The sequence below is a fragment of the Bacillus sp. MBGLi79 genome, assembly GCF_002953915.1.
On sequence record NZ_CP026521.1, the window covers coordinates 3,182,155 to 3,199,656 of the forward strand.

15 protein-coding genes and 1 pseudogene are annotated in these 17,502 nt (G+C 46.7%); 6 read left to right on the forward strand and 10 right to left on the reverse strand.

Features of this window, described 5'->3' with window-relative positions:
- Positions 1–12 precede the first annotated feature (12 nt).
- From C1T29_RS16225 to zapA, 4 genes are all read right to left on the reverse strand, one after another.
- On the reverse strand, positions 13–2,370 hold the full coding sequence (locus C1T29_RS16225; protein ID WP_103749928.1) for an endonuclease MutS2: 2,358 nt from the start codon (positions 2,368–2,370) through the stop codon (positions 13–15).
- Between the two features lie 20 nt (positions 2,371–2,390).
- Positions 2,391–4,103: a DNA polymerase/3'-5' exonuclease PolX gene (gene polX / locus C1T29_RS16230; RefSeq protein ID WP_095432391.1), complete on the reverse strand. Its 1,713-nt coding sequence runs from the start codon at positions 4,101–4,103 to the stop codon at positions 2,391–2,393.
- Between the two features lie 72 nt (positions 4,104–4,175).
- Positions 4,176–4,709, reverse strand: a complete 534-nt coding sequence (locus C1T29_RS16235) for a CvpA family protein (protein ID WP_014664899.1) — start codon at positions 4,707–4,709, stop codon at positions 4,176–4,178.
- A gap of 6 nt (positions 4,710–4,715) precedes the next feature.
- Positions 4,716–4,973 (reverse strand): cell division protein ZapA, encoded by a 258-nt coding sequence (gene zapA, locus C1T29_RS16240; protein ID WP_003229534.1) that lies wholly within the window; start codon positions 4,971–4,973, stop codon positions 4,716–4,718.
- Positions 4,974–5,106: 133 nt separating this feature from the next.
- On the opposite strand from zapA, the gene rnhC reads away from it, so the two are divergent.
- Positions 5,107–6,048: a ribonuclease HIII gene (rnhC, locus tag C1T29_RS16245; protein WP_103749927.1), complete on the forward strand. Its 942-nt coding sequence runs from the start codon at positions 5,107–5,109 to the stop codon at positions 6,046–6,048.
- A 192-nt stretch (positions 6,049–6,240) separates the two neighbouring features.
- Here rnhC and pheT read toward each other — a convergent pair whose 3' ends face one another.
- Together pheT and pheS are read right to left on the reverse strand one after the other, a co-directional pair.
- Positions 6,241–8,655, reverse strand: a complete 2,415-nt coding sequence (gene pheT / locus C1T29_RS16250; RefSeq protein WP_103749926.1) for a phenylalanine--tRNA ligase subunit beta — start codon at positions 8,653–8,655, stop codon at positions 6,241–6,243.
- Positions 8,656–8,670: 15 nt separating this feature from the next.
- Complete coding sequence (gene pheS / locus C1T29_RS16255) at positions 8,671–9,705, reverse strand: phenylalanine--tRNA ligase subunit alpha (RefSeq protein ID WP_071581560.1); 1,035 nt, start codon at positions 9,703–9,705, stop codon at positions 8,671–8,673.
- A gap of 80 nt (positions 9,706–9,785) precedes the next feature.
- On the opposite strand from pheS, the gene C1T29_RS16260 reads away from it, so the two are divergent.
- The gene (locus C1T29_RS16260) at positions 9,786–9,992 is read left to right on the forward strand and encodes a hypothetical protein (protein ID WP_071577091.1); all 207 of its coding nucleotides are present in this window, start codon (positions 9,786–9,788) and stop codon (positions 9,990–9,992) included.
- A 66-nt stretch (positions 9,993–10,058) separates the two neighbouring features.
- On the opposite strand, the gene C1T29_RS16265 is transcribed toward C1T29_RS16260, so the two are convergent.
- Entirely contained in the window at positions 10,059–10,805 is a 747-nt protein-coding gene (locus tag C1T29_RS16265; protein ID WP_014664902.1) for a TrmH family RNA methyltransferase, read from the reverse strand.
- 118 nt (positions 10,806–10,923) lie between these two features.
- Here C1T29_RS16265 and sspI point away from each other — a divergent pair, with 118 nt between their 5' ends.
- From sspI to C1T29_RS16285, 4 genes are all read left to right on the forward strand, one after another.
- A complete protein-coding gene (gene sspI / locus C1T29_RS16270; protein ID WP_003222464.1) occupies positions 10,924–11,139 on the forward strand; it encodes a small acid-soluble spore protein SspI in 216 nt (71 codons plus the stop codon).
- 68 nt (positions 11,140–11,207) lie between these two features.
- On the forward strand, positions 11,208–12,314 hold the full coding sequence (locus C1T29_RS16275; RefSeq protein WP_103749925.1) for a CdaR family transcriptional regulator: 1,107 nt from the start codon (positions 11,208–11,210) through the stop codon (positions 12,312–12,314).
- 102 nt (positions 12,315–12,416) lie between these two features.
- Positions 12,417–13,829, forward strand: a complete 1,413-nt coding sequence (gene glcD / locus C1T29_RS16280) for a glycolate oxidase subunit GlcD (protein WP_095432395.1) — start codon at positions 12,417–12,419, stop codon at positions 13,827–13,829.
- Positions 13,826–15,160 carry a (Fe-S)-binding protein gene (locus C1T29_RS16285; RefSeq protein WP_103749924.1) on the forward strand — a complete coding sequence of 445 codons (1,335 nt, stop codon included), beginning with the start codon at positions 13,826–13,828 and terminating at the stop codon, positions 15,158–15,160. The genes glcD and C1T29_RS16285 overlap by 4 nt, the downstream gene beginning before the upstream one ends.
- A 38-nt stretch (positions 15,161–15,198) precedes the next feature.
- On the opposite strand, the gene C1T29_RS16290 is transcribed toward C1T29_RS16285, so the two are convergent.
- From C1T29_RS16290 to cstA, 3 genes and pseudogenes are all read right to left on the reverse strand, one after another.
- A complete protein-coding gene (locus tag C1T29_RS16290; protein ID WP_227099012.1) occupies positions 15,199–15,567 on the reverse strand; it encodes a VOC family protein in 369 nt (122 codons plus the stop codon).
- A pseudogene (locus C1T29_RS24875) lies at positions 15,482–15,669 on the reverse strand (hypothetical protein). Before C1T29_RS24875 ends, C1T29_RS16290 begins: the two are co-directional and overlap by 86 nt.
- Positions 15,612–17,408 (reverse strand): carbon starvation protein CstA, encoded by a 1,797-nt coding sequence (gene cstA / locus C1T29_RS16295; RefSeq protein ID WP_103749923.1) that lies wholly within the window; start codon positions 17,406–17,408, stop codon positions 15,612–15,614. The pseudogene C1T29_RS24875 and the gene cstA overlap by 58 nt, the downstream one beginning before the upstream one ends.
- Positions 17,409–17,502: the final 94 nt, after the last annotated feature.

Below are 17,502 nucleotides of genomic sequence, written 5' to 3' on the forward strand. Positions count from 1 at the left end.
CCATACTCCCTTTTATTTTAGTTCAACAACCGTAACGCCTGATCCTCCCTCGCCTGCTTCACCGAAACGGGAGCTTTTGACGCTGCGGTGGTTCTTCAGAAGATCCTGCACGCCTTTTCTTAAAGCGCCGGTTCCTTTTCCGTGAATGATTGACACTCTAGGATATCCGGCTAACACTGCATCGTCCAAATATTTTTCAACACGGCTGAGGGCATTTTCATAGCGTTCGCCGCGTAGATCAAGCTCAAGCGATACGTGATAATCCTTTCCCTTGACCGCCGTAATGATTTTTTCTTTTTTTGGCTCCGGAGCTGATTTGATAAACTCCAGATCTTTTTCCTTTACTTTCATTTTTAATATGCCGATTTGTACATTCCATTCATTGCCGCCGGTTTTTTCAAGCAATGTTCCTTTTTGCCCGAAGGTGAGGACTTTTACCTCATCACCTGGCTTGAAGTCACGTTTTTGCGTTTTCGTTTTTTCCGGTTTTTTGGACTTTTCAAAGGTAGGAACTGCGCCTTCTAACCGTTTCTTCGCGTTGATCAGCTCGTGATCCTTGAAGGATTTGTGTTCTTCTTTTATGGAGCGCAATTCATGAATAATATCTTCGGCTTCTTTCATTGCCGCTTTTACTTTATCAGCCGCTTGCTGTTCAGCCTCCTCGAGCATTTTGTCTTTTTTGCTGTTAAGCTCGATGATTTGCTGCTGCAGCTCTTTGTGCAGTTTTTCCGCTTCTTTTCTGATCGATTCTGTCTCAGAAAGCTCTTCTTCCGCACGTTTTTTGCTTTGTTCCAGCGACGCAATCATTGTATCAACTTCGTTATGCTCAGCCGTCATTTCTGACTTCGCCTGCCCGATGATATGGTCTGGAAGTCCAAGGCGTTTTGAAATTTCGAAAGCGTTGCTTCGTCCCGGCACACCAATTAAAAGTTTATAGGTTGGTGACAGCGTTTCGATGTCAAATTCAACGCTCGCATTCATGACGCCTTCTCTGTTATAGCCGTACGCCTTCAATTCCGGATAATGCGTCGTAGCTAACACTCGTGCATTGGTGCGATGCACGTCATCCAGGATGCTCATGGCGAGGGCCGCCCCCTCCTGCGGATCTGTCCCTGCACCAAGTTCATCGAAAAGCACAAGGCTGTTTTCATTGACCTGTTCTAAAATGCCGACAATGTTCACCATATGGGATGAGAACGTACTTAAGCTTTGCTCAATCGACTGTTCATCACCGATATCAGCGAATACGTGCTCAAATACCGCCGCTTCTGACCCTTCATCTGCCGGGATATGAAGACCTGATTGTGCCATTAAGGTTAACAGGCCTAACGTTTTAAGGGTGACTGTTTTCCCCCCGGTGTTTGGACCTGTAATGACAAGGGTTGAAAAATCGCCGCCAAGCTCAATGTCATTGGCAACAACCTGATCAGGCGGAAGCAATGGATGGCGAGCTTTTTTTAAACGGATAAAGCCAGTGTCGTTCATCATCGGTTTTGTCGCTTTGACCGCTTTTGCATATCTTGCTTTTGCAAAAATAAAGTCAAGCGTCTGCAACACTTGCAAATCTAGAAATAGCTCTTCTGTATGCTCTGCCGTTTTCTCTGTCAGCACACGCAAAATCCGTTCGATTTCTTGCTTTTCTTTCACTTTCGCCTGCTGAAGGGAATTGTTCATATCTACAATTGCCTGCGGTTCAATGAATAGTGTTGCGCCGGAGGACGAAGTATCGTGCACAATTCCGCCGTAGCTTGATCTGTACTCCTGTTTGACCGGGATTACAAAGCGGTCATTCCGAATCGTAACAATCGTATCAGACAGCATTTTTGAAGCGGAAGAGGAACGCAGCATTGACTCTAACCGGTCCCTGATTCTCGATTCGAGTGTTCTGAGCTGCGTGCGGATTCCTCTCAATTTTTCCGATGCATGATCAAGCACTTCTCCGTGATCATCGATGCAGGAATTAATGTCCCGTTCTAAATCGGACAGCGTGATAAGCTGTTCAGCGTGCTGATGGATCAGCGGAATGTCAACACCGTCTTCAGCCATTTGGGTGATAAAATGTTTCATCTGTTTAACTGCATAAAGCAGGCCTGAGATTTCAGTGAATTCTGAAGGACTGAGAACGCTGCCGATTTCCGCTCGTCTTAATGCTCCTCTGATATCAACAAGACCGCCAAACGGCGCTCGGCCTCTCAGCCGGATAATGGCAGAAGCTTCGTCTACTTCATCCAGCTGTTTTTTGATTTCGTCTATAGAAGCAGAAGGCTTAAGCTGGAGAAGCATTTCTTTTCCGAGCGATGAAGCGGCATGCTCAATAACCTGTTCTTTCACTTTATGAAATTCAAGAGCTGATAATACTTTTTGCTGCACGATTGTGTGAGCCTCCTTACTTAATCGTTGCGCTTCAGGAATGCCTCTACGTCTTCAAGCGACCGGGCATTCAGAACGTTTTTCGTTTCCGTCCATCCTTTGCGCGCGGCAGTAACGCCAGTTTTCATATCGTCTAACATCTCAATATTATGGGCATCAGTATTAATCACCAATGTAACCCCTTGTTCGTTTGCTTTCAGTAAATGCTCTGTGCGCAGATCGAGGCGCGCAGGGTTAGCGTTGAGTTCAAGCGCCGTATTTGTTTTTTTCGCAAGATCAATCAGCTTATCAATATCGATTTCATAACCGGCCCGTCTGCCGATCAGGCGTCCGGTCGGGTGTGCGATAATGTCAACATGTTTGTTTGTCAGTGCCGTCTCAAGCCGTTTCATAATCACGTGTTCCGGCTGATTAAAACTTGAGTGAATCGATGCAATAACGATATCCATTTCCGCCAGCACATCGTCATCATAATCGAGCGTACCGTCAGGCAGGATATCCATCTCGACACCTTTTAAGATACGGAAGTTTTCGAACTCAGCATTCAGCGCGTCAATTTCTTTTGCCTGCTGTTTAAGTCTTTCTGCAGTAAGCCCGTTGGCGACCTTTAAATATTGTGAGTGATCGGTGATCGCCATGTATTGATAGCCTTTTTTGATGCATGCTTCAGCCATCTCTCTGATCGAAAACGCACCATCGCTCCACGTTGAGTGCATGTGGAGATCTCCCTTGATTTGCCCGAGCTCTATCAGCTCAATGCTATCGCTGTAGGTTTCCACTTCCTGTCCGCTTTCACGAATTTCCGGCGGAATCAGCGGCAGGCCGAAGTGCGCATAAAATTCACGTTCGCTCGGAAATGTTTTGATCTCACCGGTTTCAACTGTCTCAACGCCGTATTCACTGATCCGCTCGCCGCGTTCTTTTGCGATTTGGCGCATCTTAATGTTGTGATCCTTTGATCCCGTAAAATGATGGAGTGTTGTCGGAAACTGCTCTTCCGTCACAAGACGGAAATCGACGCTCGTTTCATATTCAAAGGAAAGGATGACGGACACCTTCGTATCTCCGCTCGCGATCACGCTTTTGATGTTTGGCAGTGCAAGAAGCTGTTCCCTTACTTCAGCCGGCTGATCTGTAGCAATGATATAGTCCAAATCCTTCACCGTTTCCCGCGCTCTGCGAAGACTTCCGGCACGAGAAAATTTGATGATATGCGTAAATTGAGAAAGATGCTCCTCAATATCTCGCGCGATCCGGAGGGCGTACCCGATCGGGAACCGCTCAGGCTGTTTTCCGGCTTCCCCGAGCGCCTGTAATATTTTTTCTTCTGATTTTTTGCCAAAGCCCGCAAGGCCTTGCACTTTTTGCTGTTCACAGGCTTCCTTCAGAGATTCTGCATCATGTACGCCGAGCTCTTTATACAGCTTTGCGATTTTTTTGCCGCCGAGCCCCGGCAGCTTCAATAAAGGGACGAGTCCTTCCGGCACTTCTTTCTGCAACGATTCAAGCGTGCTTGACTTTCCTTCATCTATATACTCCTTAATGACGCTGTACGTTCCTTTTCCAATGCCGGACAGCGACATCATATCGTCCATTTCTGATAAGCTTCGGTCGTCCTGTTCCAGGGCTGCCGCTGCTTTTCGGAATGCGGATACTTTAAACGGGTTGTCCCCCTTTAGTTCCATATAGACTGCGATGGTTTCAAGCAGCCGGATAATATCTTTTTTATGCATACAATAACCCCCAGACGTTCACATATGTTTCCATCATACTCGAAAAAAACTTCTCCGGACAAGAGAAGTTTTTTATGCCCCGTACTGTGTCCACAGCTCTTCTAAAAGCCCTGACAAGTACGGTGTATGGTTAATGATCACATTTGCGAGAGACGATTGCCCCATCATTTGCTGCAACGCATCTACCGGCAGAACGGATGCGACATACAACAGCACAAATGTAAATAAATAGACTTCTAGAAAACCGAGAACGGCGCCCAGCAACTGGTTGATTTGTTTGATCACCGGAATGCCGGCGACAATACTCAAGAACGAGCCGATGATTCTCAGTAAGATTTTAGCGATGATAAATAAAACGATGAACGCAATCGCATTATAATAGGCCGCTTCTAAATTTCCCGTAAAAAAAGAAAGAGCCGGCTGTCCCGCTGAAAAGTCGGGTGCGGGAATCCACTTTAAATGCGGCGCCACATTTTTATAGAATAAAGCCGCAAAGGCGATCGATAAAATAAAGCTCGTCAAGCGGATAAACTGCAGGATAAAACCGCGTTTTAACCCCAGTAAAGTCCCCATCAGGAGCAAGATTAAGATGATGATATCCAGCATAGTTGTTCAATCCTTTTCTTTAAGCTGACGCTCCAGTTTTTCACATTTCTCTTGTAACTTAACATAATCGTGCACCACATTTACCGCTGTCAGCACTGCAAGTTTATTTATATCAAGGTATGGATTTTTTTCATTGATTTCTCTCATTTTATCATCAACAATTCCGGCGACATACCTCATATGGGCTCTGCTTTCTTCACCGACAATCGTGAAGTGCTGGCCGTAAATGTCAACGGTTGTTTTTGTTTTTTTGCCGTCAGACAACGTTTCTCCTCCATTCCGCGAGAATCCTAGTTCTTATCATAACACGTTTATTAAATGAATGGAAAGACGAGCCTCCCGCTGTTATGATACACTGGTATATACAGTGAAAAGTGTAAAAAAAGGAGATTATTACGTGTCCCATTCAGTGATAAAAGTATCGTTGTCTGCTATTGACCAAATGAAAATGACGTACAGCGGTTCGCTTACCGCCTCTGTTCCACAGGGAGCCGTTTTTCAGGCGAAACCGCCCGGCTGTACCATTACAGCATATCAATCAGGCAAGGTCCTGTTTCAAGGTAAAAACGCAGCGGCAGAATCCGCGCGCTGGGGAACAGCTGAGCCTCAGGAAAAGAAGAAACCGGCCAAAAAGCCGGCTGATCCCCGCTATGCCCCTCCGGCAGATATCGCCGGAATGTCTGTTATCGGTTCTGACGAAGTCGGAACCGGAGATTACTTTGGCCCAATGACGGTTGTATGCGCGTACGTCGACAAAACCATGCTTCCTTTAATGAAGGAACTCGGTGTTAAGGATTCTAAAGATTTAAAAGATCCGCAAATCATCGAGATTGCCCGAAACCTGATCAAAACTATTCCATATAGCCTGCTGGTTTTAAAAAATGAAAAGTATAACAGCATGCAGGAAAAAGGCATGAGCCAAGGGAAAATGAAAGCTTTGCTGCACAATCAGGCGATCACCCATTTATTAAGGAAAATGGATGGAATAAAGCCTGAGGCCATTTTGATTGACCAATTCGCTGAGCCAGGCGTCTACTTCAATCATTTAAAGGGCAGAGACATTGTGAAGGAGCGGACCTATTTTAGCACAAAAGCTGAAGGTATTCACCTGGCTGTCGCCGCTGCTTCAATCATTGCAAGATATTCATTTTTAATGGAAATGGATAAACTATCACGCGCGGCAGGAATGACGCTTCCAAAAGGGGCCGGTCCGCACGTCGATGAAGCGGCCGCCAAGCTGATCCTCAAAAAAGGGGCATCTGCACTCAGAACCTTTACAAAACTCCATTTCGCCAATACGCAAAAAGCGCAGCGCCTTGCTGATAAAAAACGTTCATAGAAAAAAGCTTGCAGATTTCTCTGCAAGCTTTTTTCACCTTTCAGCGTGATTGAAAATCCTTGAAGTCTAGGAAAGACGAGCATTGGAGCACAGCGAATGTTCTAATTCGTGAGCACCAACGCGCAGACTTGACAACGAATGCAAGGATTTGCCAAGACGCTGAGCTTGCAGATTTCTCTGCACGCTTTTTTATCAGCCTCTTAAAACAGCTTGATATGTGTCTTCTAACGCCTTCAGCACTTTACTGTGCGCTTTTGTCACTTCTTCTTCAGTCAGTGTTTGTTCAGGGTTAACATACTGGAGTGAGAAAGCGACAGACTTCTTGCCTTCCTCCATATGCTCTCCTTCGTATACGTCAAATACGGTTACCTCTTTCAGAAGCTTGCCGCCGGCCTCTTTAATGACGCTCTCGAGCTGGCCGCTTGTGACGGTTTTATCTGTTACAAGAGCGATATCACGTGTAACAGACGGATATTTCGGAATCGCCGTGTAAACAAGCGGTGCTGTTTCTGCTGCAAGTAACGCATGAAGATCAATCTCAAATACGTATGTTTCCTTTATATCCAGTTCTTTTTCCAATGAAGGGTGGACTTGGCCGATGAAGCCGATCAGAGAGCCATTCAGTAAAATGTTCGCTGTTCTGCCCGGGTGCAGCTGTTTGCGTTCAGACTGTACAAATTCAATGCTGTCTAGGACGTTGAGTTTGTCTAACAGCCCTTCGACAATACCTTTGACAACAAAGAAATCAACTGGTTTCTTCTCACCCTGCCATAGCTGCTTGCGCCATAATCCGGTAACAGCTCCTGCCACGCGTTCTGTTTCAACAGGTTTTGTGTCCTCTTCCTTCGTCAGGAAAACGGAGCCGACTTCGTACAGTGCAACTGAATCAGTCTGTCTCGCGAGGTTGTAAGAAACAGAATCAAGCAGATTCGGAACAAGACTGTGTCTGAGAATGCTTCTTTCTTCACTCATAGGAAGCGCAAGCACAGTGTTCAGTGATTTTTCAATCGCAAACGCTGCCGCTTTCTTCTCATTTGTCAATGAGTAAGTGATGGCTTGGGATAAGCCTGCGCCTTCAAGGAAACGTCTGACTTTACGGCGTTTTGCTTGATATGGCGTTAATCCGCCTGTTGTTCCCGCTGTCTCAGGAAGCGTAGACGGAATGTTATCGTAGCCGTACAGCCTTGCCGCTTCTTCGATTAAATCCTCTTCTATTGTAATGTCGCCGCGGCGTGATGGGACGGTCACAACGAGAAGATCATCCGCTTCACCAACCGTAAAACCAAGACGTTTATAAATGCTGATCAGTTCTTCCTTGCTGATCGTCATGCCTAGAACGCTGCTCACTCTGTCAGCAGACACGTGAATGTTATTTGCTTCGATTGTCAGGTGATCTTCCTCAACCGTTCCAGCAAGCACCTCACCGCCGGCATACAGATGAATCAGCTGTGCAGCCCGTTCTGCTGCAAGTCGTACGCGTGCGGGATCAATTCCTTTTTCAAACCTTACGCTTGATTCACTTCTCAAACCAAGGTCCTTGGAAGCCTTGCGAACCGTCTGCCCGTTGAAATAAGCAGCCTCAAGCAAAATCGTTTTCGTCTCTTCCTGAACCTCTGACTCTGCTCCTCCCATGACACCGGCAACGGCCTGCGCTTTCGTTCCGTTTGTAATGACAAGGTGATCGGCAGACAGCTTACGTTCTTGATCATCAAGAGTGACGATCATTTCATTCTCAGCTGCTTTTCTTACTACGACTTCCTTAGAGCCAAATCTGTCATAATCAAACGCGTGAAGCGGCTGTCCGTATTCCAACAGGACAAAATTTGTGATGTCAACGACGTTGTTGTGCGGACGAATGCCTGCATTCATCAGCTTTGTCTGCATCCAAAGCGGTGACGGAGCAATCGTGACATTTTTAATGATTTTTGCAGTGTACAGCGGGTTTGCTTCTTGATCTTCAATTTTGACTGAAATGTAATCAGACGCTTGTTCTGAAGCAGCCGGGTAATCCGTTTGCGGAAGCTTTACTTCAGTATCTAAAATCGCGGCAACCTCGTAAGCAACACCAAGCATGTTCATGGCATCCGCGCGGTTTGGCGTTAAACCCAGCTCAAGAATCGCATCGTCAAGCTGTAAAGCCGCTAAGGCATCGCTTCCTGTTTCAGCGTCATTCGGGAATACGAAAATGCCTTCTGCATACTCCTTCGCCACAAGTTTGCTTTCAATACCAAGCTCCTGTAAGGAACAGATCATGCCGTTTGATTCTTCACCGCGAAGCTTAGCTTTTTTGATTTTGAAATTGCCCGGCAGCACCGCTCCGACTGTTGCAACCGCGACTTTTTGTCCTTTATCCACATTCGGCGCGCCGCAAATGATTTGTACAGGGGCTTCAGCTCCAATATCCACAAGGCACTTATTCAGTTTATCAGCATTCGGATGCTGCTCGCGCTCCAGCACATGGCCGATGACAACGCCTTTGATGCCTTCTCCTTTGTATTCAATTCCTTCAACCTCAATACCGGCTCTTGTAATTTTTTCAGCAAGAACAGCCGGGTCCATGCCTTTTAAATCAACATAATCCTCTAACCATTTATAAGAAACAAACATCCTTGCATCCTCCTCTTACGCCTGTTTAAACTGCGAAATAAATCTGACATCGTTTGTATAGAAGTGGCGGATATCATCAATGCCGTATTTCAGCATCGCGATGCGCTCAACACCCATTCCGAATGCGAAGCCCTGATATTCCTTCGGGTCAAAGCCAGCCATTTTAAGCACATTCGGGTGAACCATGCCGGCGCCGAGGATTTCGATCCAGCCTGTTCCTTTACATACTGAGCAGCCGTTCCCACCGCATTTAAAGCATGTCACATCCACTTCTACTGAAGGCTCAGTAAACGGGAAGAAGCTTGGGCGGAGTCTGATTTCGCGGTCTTGCCCGAACATTTTTTTCGCAACGAGTTCAAGCGTTCCTTTTAAATCACTCATGCTGATGTTTTTGTCAACGACAAGCCCTTCAATTTGCATAAATTGATGAGAGTGCGTCGCGTCATCGTTATCACGGCGATAAACTTTACCCGGGCAAATGATTTTAACAGGCCCTTTGCCTTCATGCTTTTCCATCGTCCGTGTTTGGACAGGAGAAGTTTGCGTTCTCATCAAAGTTTCCTCTGTGATGTAAAAGCTGTCCTGCATATCGCGCGCAGGGTGTTCTTTTGGCAGGTTAAGCGATTCGAAATTGTAGTAATCCGTTTCAACCTCTGGCCCTTCCTCGACTGTGTAGCCCATCCCGATAAATAAATCTTCAATTTCTTCAATGACAACAGTGAGCGGATGGCGGCCGCCGACTGCAACAGGATTCCCAGGCAGCGTGACGTCAATTGTCTGTCCCGCAAGCTTCTGCTTCATTTCCTCTTCTTCAAGCTTCTCGTTTTTGTCAGCAATCGCATTAGCGATACGCTCTCTTACTTCGTTCGCGAGCGCCCCCATTTTTGGACGTTCCTCAGCAGAAAGCTTGCCCATTCCGCGCAGCACTTCTGTAATCGGCCCTTTTTTTCCGAGATATTGCACCCGAATATCATTGACAACCTTTAATGAGCTTGCTGCTTCTACTTGTTCTATGGCTTCTTGTTCCAGCTGTTTTAGCTTTTCTTCCATTTTGCATCCTCCTTTTATGTAAACAAACCGTCATATGTCTTTGGAAAACAAAAAAACCCGTCCCTTGTACAAGGGACGAGTTGTGGCCGCGGTACCACCCTTATTTCAGACAGACTGATGCTGTCGTCAGCTTCATTGACATAACGGAATCAGATTCCGGTTCACCTTTACGCGCAGTGTGCGCGGTCCCGGCGACAACTCAAGAGGTGAAGCCAATTTCCGGCTGCGTTAAAAATGCTCTCAGTCAGCGGCATTTTCTCCCTGGAAAGCAGTTGATCAGAAATTGAGGTCCTCTGTCACGGTTTTTGAAATATTATGTTCTATTATAGAGAAATCCACCGCTTGGCGCAACACTATCCTCGCAAGTGATACACGAGGATGGCAGCCGCAACTGCGACGTTTAGTGATTCAGCCTGTCCGTAAAGCGGCACGTACAGGTTCAAATCCGTTTTTTCCAGCAATGCAGCATCCACCCCTGCGCCTTCATTTCCTACAATGAGCGCAAAGGATTCAGACTGAGGGATCTCCCGGTAAGGCGCTCCGTTTTGCAGCGCCGTGCCGTACACTTTTACGCCCTCTGCCTTCAATTCGTCCACATATGACTGCAGGTTTTTTCTCACAACAGGAATATGAAAGTGAGATCCTTGCGCAGATCGCAGTGTTTTTCCGTTAAAGGCGTCAGCCGTGCCGTCACCGAGTACAACTGCATCCAAACCGGCCGCATCAGCCGTTCGAATCATTGTGCCTAGGTTTCCCGGATCTTGAACGGCATCAATCAGCAGCATCTTACGTGCCGTTGCCAGCTGTTCTTCAGGCATATGGCATACGGCGGCAATCTGCTGCGGCGTTTCGGTTTCAGTCACAGCTGAGAACGCATCTTCGCTCAGCACATAGCATTGGATACCCGCCTCAAGATCTGAAGGAATCTTTGTTTCATCCTTTACAAGAATTTCTTTCACCGTACCCGGGCTTTTCAGCGCCTCTTCAACGAGGTGTTCTCCCTCTATCAGAAATGTATTTGTTTTTGTTCGTTCTTTTTTTGTGTGAAGCTTTTTCCAATCCTTCACTTTTTGGTTTTTTGCTGATTCTATATGTTTCACTGTCTGTGTGGCGCTCCTTTTTTTAACATGATGTTATTATATCGCAAGAACAGCACATAATAAACCAGATGCAGGGTTAGAATATACGTATTACATTTTAGGAAAAGGAGCGTTTTACATGGATCTTAATTTACGTCATGCCGTCATTGCCAACGTAACCGGCAATAATCAGGAACAGCTTGAGCATACAATTGTAGATGCGATTCAAAGCGGTGAAGAAAAAATGCTTCCAGGGCTCGGCGTTTTATTTGAAGTCATTTGGCAGCACGCATCCGAAAGTGAGAAAAACGAAATGCTGAAAACGCTTGAAGGCGGATTAAAACCCGCCCAATAAGACATGAAACCGGGTGACTGCGCCCGGTTTTTTTCTTATATAATAAAAGCATGATGAGGGGGAACGCCATGTTTTTACAGCCATTATTAGCGAAAAAAATTATTGCTGAAGTCAAAAAAATGTACGAACGTGAGGTCATTATCGTAAACACGGATGGCCTTATTATGGCGAGCACAAACGATGAGCGGGTCGGACAATTTCATGAGGGAGCGCTTCTCTGTGCAAAAGAAAAACGCAGCGTCATTATTACAAAGGAAGATGAAAAAAGGTTAAAAGGAGTAAAGGCGGGCATCAACCTCCCAGTATTTTCTGATCATGATGTGATCGCTGTCTTCGGGCTGACAGGTGAGCCCGCTGAGATTCAGCCTTACGGGGAGCTGCTTCGAAAAATGACAGAGCTGTTCATTAAGGAATCATGGCATTTAGAGCAGTCCCAGTGGCGTGAAAGAATGCTGGAATCTTTTATGATCGATTGGCTGCAATTAAAAGAGTGGTCTTCGGGTTTTCTTGAGAAAGCTCAGCTTCTTGGTGTGGACCTTGCCTCCCGGCGTCAAATGATTCTGATTCAGGGGTATGAGTGGTCACCTCATGATATTGAGCAAATGGCACGTATTTGGAAATCCTCGTACCCTGCGGATTTGTTCATCAGGTGGGGAAATGAACGGATTTTGATTAATCACGAAGTGCCACAGCATGAACAAAGAGATCGGCTTTTACGGCAGATCCTTCACATTTGTTCGTTTGCCAATACCGCAAACAGCCAATTGGCAGCAGCTGGCGCTGGAAGGACTGTCGCAAGCTCCAGCCTGACAGAATCATACGGGCAAGCGGAAAAAGCGCTGGCTGTCAGCCTTAAGCGAAAAACGCCCATATTCGAAGAGGATCTGAAGCTTGATATGTGTCTGACGGAAATCAGTCCGGGGACCAGAAACGAATTTCCGCAAAGAGTATTCGGAGAGACGCTTCGGCATCAGGAATTAATGAGAACGATACGGACCTTCTTTCTACATGATTTGTCTTTAAAACAAACCGCAGAAGATATGCATATTCATATCAATACATTGCGTTATCGTCTGGCTAAGGCTGAACAGCTGACCGGTTTGCATTTTGACCGCACCGAGGACATCGTCACGATGTACGTCGCACTCTATTTTTTAGATCAAGATACAAAATAGAAAGAGTTTTAGTTTCATTTTTTGTATGTTTCTCCATGGAAAGCTTTTCTTTTTTTCTTTTACAATAGATTGAAAGCGTTTTTCAACAGGGGGATTGGTGAAATGATCACAAAGGATGTAAAAGGACAGCTGATTCAAATCGTCGGACCCGAAAACTTTGATGACTCAAAAGCCGGCCGGCTCGTTTATTCTTATGATGCGACGCCGCAGTTTCAATCTATGCCTGATGCCGTGATTGCGCCTAGGAATACAGATGAAGTTTCACAAATTTTAACGATTTGCAGAGAACATCGCGTGCCGATCGTTCCGAGAGGATCAGGGACAAACCTTTGCGGCGGCACGTGCCCGACTGAAGGCGGCCTTGTGCTTCTCTTTAAGCACATGAACAAGATTCTTGAGATTGATGAAGAAAATTTAACTGCCACAGTTCAGCCGGGCGTCATTACGTTGGATATGATCCGCGCGGTTGAAAGCAAAGGTTTGTTTTATCCGCCCGATCCGAGTTCTATGAAAATATCAACCATCGGCGGAAACATCAATGAAAATTCCGGCGGGCTCCGCGGATTAAAATACGGCGTCACCCGCGACTATGTGATTGGTCTGGAGGTTGTGCTCGCAAATGGAGACATCATCCGCACCGGAGGAAAACTCGCGAAGGATGTGGCCGGATACGATCTGACGCGTCTTTTTGTCGGTTCAGAAGGAACACTCGGCATTGTGACAGAAGCCATCGTCAAACTTGTTCCAAAACCGGAAACCAAGAAGACGCTGCTTGCCCTTTATGAAAGCATCGATGCCGCTGCTCAAACGGTATCGAATATTATTGCCGCGAAAATGATACCCGCAACGCTTGAATTTCTCGACCAGCCTACACTATTGGTAATTGAGGATTATGCCAAAATCGGACTTCCGACAAGCGCAAAAGCAGTTCTGTTAATTGAACAAGACGGGCCGCTTGAAACCGTTGAACGGGATATGAAAAAGATTGAGGCGATCTGCAAAAAAGGCGACGCCGTTTCCGTTCAGACCGCACAAACGGAGGAGGAGGCATTCGCCCTGACTGAAGCACGGCGCTCCGCCCTTTCTGCCCTTGCACGCCTCAAGCCGACGACGATTTTAGAGGATGCGACTGTTCCTCGCTCAGAAATCGCCAATATGGTCAAAGCGATTAATCATATTGCTGCTAAATACGATATTTCCATTTGCACCTTCGGCCATGCAGGAGACGGGAACCTCCATCCGACATGCACGACAGATATACGCAATGAAGATGAGATGGAGCGTGTTGAACAGGCTTTTGCCGAGATTTTTGAGAAAGCGATTGAACTTGGCGGCACGATAACCGGAGAGCACGGAGTCGGGGCCATGAAAGCGCCTTACTTGGAAATGAAGCTGAAAAAAGAAGGCATTGATGCGATGAAAGCGTTGAAAGCGGCATTTGATCCCCAGAACATATTAAATCCGGGCAAGGTGTTTGCAAAAGATGCCAGAAAACGTGTGGTGGCACAAAGATGACAACAGAAAAAGAAATGAAACAGATCCAAAATGAATTTAAAGAGCGTATGGATGAAGGTGAGTTATTAAATTGTATGCGCTGCGGATTTTGTCTCCCTTCCTGTCCGACCTATATCGAATCAGGATTTCAGGAAACACACTCCCCGCGCGGGCGTATCGCCTTAATGAAAGCCGTGGCGGACGGTATGATTGAACCGGATGATGATGTCGAACGTTCGCTGTCACTTTGCCTCGGCTGCCGAGCCTGTGAACCCGTATGCCCATCCGGCGTGAAATACGGTCAACTGCTGGAGGAAGCCAGAGATATTATCCACCAAAATAAAAAACACTCGCTTGGCGCACGTGTCATGCGAAAGACGGCTTTTCACGAGCTGTTTCCGCACCAAAACCGCATGCGCTCAGCTGTAAGCCTTATCGGTTTGTATCAGCGGTCAGGACTGCAAACCGCTGTGCGAAAAACCGGTATGCTTCGCGTCCTGCCTGAGCATTTGCGGACGATGGAGGCTGTTCTTCCTGATGTTCCAAAAAGCAAAGAAATGAACAATCGGCCGCGTTTCCTGCCGTCCATTAGCCCCATGAAAAAACGGGTCGCCTTTTTTTCGGGCTGCTTAATGGATACGATGTTTTTACCGACTAACAATGCCACATTGAAGCTGCTGCAGCTAGCAGGCTGCGACATTGTCATCCCGCCTGAACAGGCTTGCTGCGGGGCACTGCATGGGCATAGCGGTGAAAAAAACGCAGGGAAACAGCTCGCGAAACAAAATATCGCTGCTTTCGAAGCGTTAGACGTGGATGCTGTCATCACAAACGCAGGAGGATGCGGAGCCTTTCTTACTGAATATGATCATTTGCTGAAGGATGAACCGGAGTGGTCGGAGCGTGCCGCCGCTTTTGTTCAAAAGCTGAAGGATTTTTCTTCTGTTTTGGTTGAACTCGATTTCCATCAAATGGACTTAGCGCTCAGGACGCCTCAGGTCGTTACCTATCAAGATTCATGCCACCTAAGAAATGTAATGCATACGTCGCTTGAGCCCCGCCAGCTGCTCCAGAGCATCAAAGGAGCTGAATTCAGAGAAATGGAGAAAGCAGACAGCTGTTGCGGATCAGCGGGAATTTACAACATCGTCGAAGCTGAAATGTCTATGAAAATACTGGACAGTAAAATGGCTGCCGTCAAAGCAACCGAAGCGATCCTCATTGTAACAGCAAACCCCGGCTGCCTGCTGCAGATGAAGCTCGGGATTGAACGTGAAGGACTAAGCGGTAAAGTCAGAGCCGTTCATCTGGCTGATTTGCTATTAGAAGCAACCGGGCAGAAAACAACATGAGAAAGCCCAAAACAGAAATTGTTTTGGGCTTTTGTTCGTTATTCCATCGGACTGCAAATTTCGATATAATGTCCATCTGGATCTGCGATATAGGCGACCGTCTGCCCCCATGGTTTCACTTTCGGCTCCCCGATAATCGAGACGCCTTGTTCTCTCATCCTTTTGATGACAGTTTCTACATTTTCAGTAACAAACCCGATTTCAAATGTGTTTGAAGCAGATGTTTCCGGAATATCCAGCGCTGTGATGTCTCTGGCGCTTTCCCTCGTATTAAGGGCCAATATCGTCGATCCTGTTTCAAATTCGACATATGTGCCGTGTTCAGCACGAATCGGCAGTCCTAAAATATCCCGATAAAAATGAATAGCCCGCTTGCTGTCCGATACGTATAGAATAAGATATTTCATTGATAGGTTCATTGCCACGCCCCCTCAGCATTTCAATAGTCCTCCTAGCCCGGTATAGATGCTTCCATCCTTAAACTCGGATCTCTCCACATCTGCGCCCACTTTTTCACGGCCGCCACAATAATGATGAAGCCTAACACCAGCATGATGATAGATAATACGCCATTCAATACACTATATCCTGCTGCTTCAGGATTAAGATATACATGGCGCACCATCCAATAGCCCGCATAGTTGACAGTGACATATAAATAGGCAAGCGGGATAAGACATGTCAAAATGTATCGGCGTTTATCGGCGATTTTCAACACGATGGTCGCTCCGATAATCAGCCCTACTGACGCCATCAGCTGATTGGAAACGCCGAACAGCGCCCAAATGGAACCGATATCTCCTGAATACAGCAAGTACCCCCACATCAAACAGGCAAGCGCGCTGGCAAATACAGAGCCCGGAATCCAGTCTGTTTTCTTCAGCGGTTTATACACCTCTCCGAAGAAATCCTGGATCAAATAACGGGCAACACGTGTACCGGCGTCAATAGCTGTTAAAATAAATACCACTTCAAACATAATGACAAATTGGAAAAAGTATGAGGCCAAATGGCTGAAAAATGGCATTCCGGTAAAAATATAAGTCATACCCACCGCAAGCGTGACGGCTCCCCCAGTTCTCCCTTCTAAGTCCAAGCCGATTTCCCTGCTCAATTCAGGCAGATGGACGACATTCATGCCAAGCGTACGGAAAACCTCCGGCGTGCTGTTAATCGCAAAGTAATCAGCAGGCTGTAAGGCGGTTGCCGCAATCAGTGCCATGATGCCGACAAGACACTCAACAAGCATTGCGCCAAACGCCACCGGCTTCATATCACTCCATTTATTCAGCATTTTCGGTGTCGTTCCTGAGCCGACAAAGGCATGGAACCCAGAGATCGCCCCGCAGGCAATGGTTATTGAGATGAACGGCCAGACAGGTCCTGCCAGCACAGGCCCGCCGCCTTTTACGAATTCTGTAAACGCAGGAAACGGAATGGACGGATTGACGACAAACACACCAACAATCAAAGCGATAAAAACACCGATTTTCATAAAGCTGCTTAAATAATCACGCGGTGCGAGAAGCAGCCAAACAGGAAGCGCAGCGGCAAAAAACGCATAAACAGGAAGCGCGATTGCAAGCGTTTTCGTATCTAGTGTTAAAAAGTCACCGAGCGTGGTAGTCTGTACCCATGGGCCGATAAAGACTCCTGTCATTAAAAAGAGAAAACCGACCGTTGACGCGAGCTTTAAATTTCCCGTTTTCTTATAAAATAAGCCCACGCCCATCGCAATCGGAATCGTAATCCCTACCGCAAATGTCCCCCACGGATTGCGTTCAAGCGCGTGCAGCACGACCATCGAGAGACCTGCCATCGTAATCGTGATAATAAACAGCATGGACAGTCCCGTACAAAAGCCGGCAACAGGGCCAAGCTCATCCTTCGCCACTTCCGACAGCGATTTTCCGTTTTTGCGCATTGATGCAAACAGCACAACAATATCATGGACGGCTCCCCCTATTACCGCCCCGATTAACAGCCACAATAGCCCCGGCAAATAGCCAAACTGCGCCGCCAGAATTGGTCCGACCAGCGGCCCGGCCGCTGCGATCGCGGCAAAATGGTGGCCGAACGAAACCCATTTATTTGTAGGCACATAGTCTTTCCCATCCTCAAGCGTGTGAGCGGGTGTCGGCTTGTCATCATTCACTTTGAGAACCTTCACCATCATAAATGTTCCGTATAAACGATAGGCAATAGCCAAAATACACATTGACGCTATCACAATTGTAACCGCATTCATTTTCTCCCATCCCCTTTGCTGTTTTTCATAAATATATCATAATTTCATGGGGAAAAGCGGTCATTTTTTCCTATACAAAAAAGCCGGCTGGGAT

What these genes read in the sequence shown, in the direction of transcription:
- cstA (WP_103749923.1), bottom strand. Translation starts at nt 17,408, where the DNA reads ATGAATGCGGTTACAATTGTGATAGCGTCAATGTGTATTTTGGCTATT.
- C1T29_RS16235 (WP_014664899.1), bottom strand. Translation starts at nt 4,709, where the DNA reads ATGCTGGATATCATCATCTTAATCTTGCTCCTGATGGGGACTTTACTG.
- C1T29_RS16290 (WP_227099012.1), bottom strand. Translation starts at nt 15,567, where the DNA reads ATGAAATATCTTATTCTATACGTATCGGACAGCAAGCGGGCTATTCAT.
- polX (WP_095432391.1), bottom strand. Translation starts at nt 4,103, where the DNA reads ATGCATAAAAAAGATATTATCCGGCTGCTTGAAACCATCGCAGTCTAT.
- pheT (WP_103749926.1), bottom strand. Translation starts at nt 8,655, where the DNA reads ATGTTTGTTTCTTATAAATGGTTAGAGGATTATGTTGATTTAAAAGGC.
- C1T29_RS16285 (WP_103749924.1), top strand. Translation starts at nt 13,826, where the DNA reads ATGACAACAGAAAAAGAAATGAAACAGATCCAAAATGAATTTAAAGAG.
- C1T29_RS16275 (WP_103749925.1), top strand. Translation starts at nt 11,208, where the DNA reads ATGTTTTTACAGCCATTATTAGCGAAAAAAATTATTGCTGAAGTCAAA.
- pheS (WP_071581560.1), bottom strand. Translation starts at nt 9,705, where the DNA reads ATGGAAGAAAAGCTAAAACAGCTGGAACAAGAAGCCATAGAACAAGTA.
- glcD (WP_095432395.1), top strand. Translation starts at nt 12,417, where the DNA reads ATGATCACAAAGGATGTAAAAGGACAGCTGATTCAAATCGTCGGACCC.
- sspI (WP_003222464.1), top strand. Translation starts at nt 10,924, where the DNA reads ATGGATCTTAATTTACGTCATGCCGTCATTGCCAACGTAACCGGCAAT.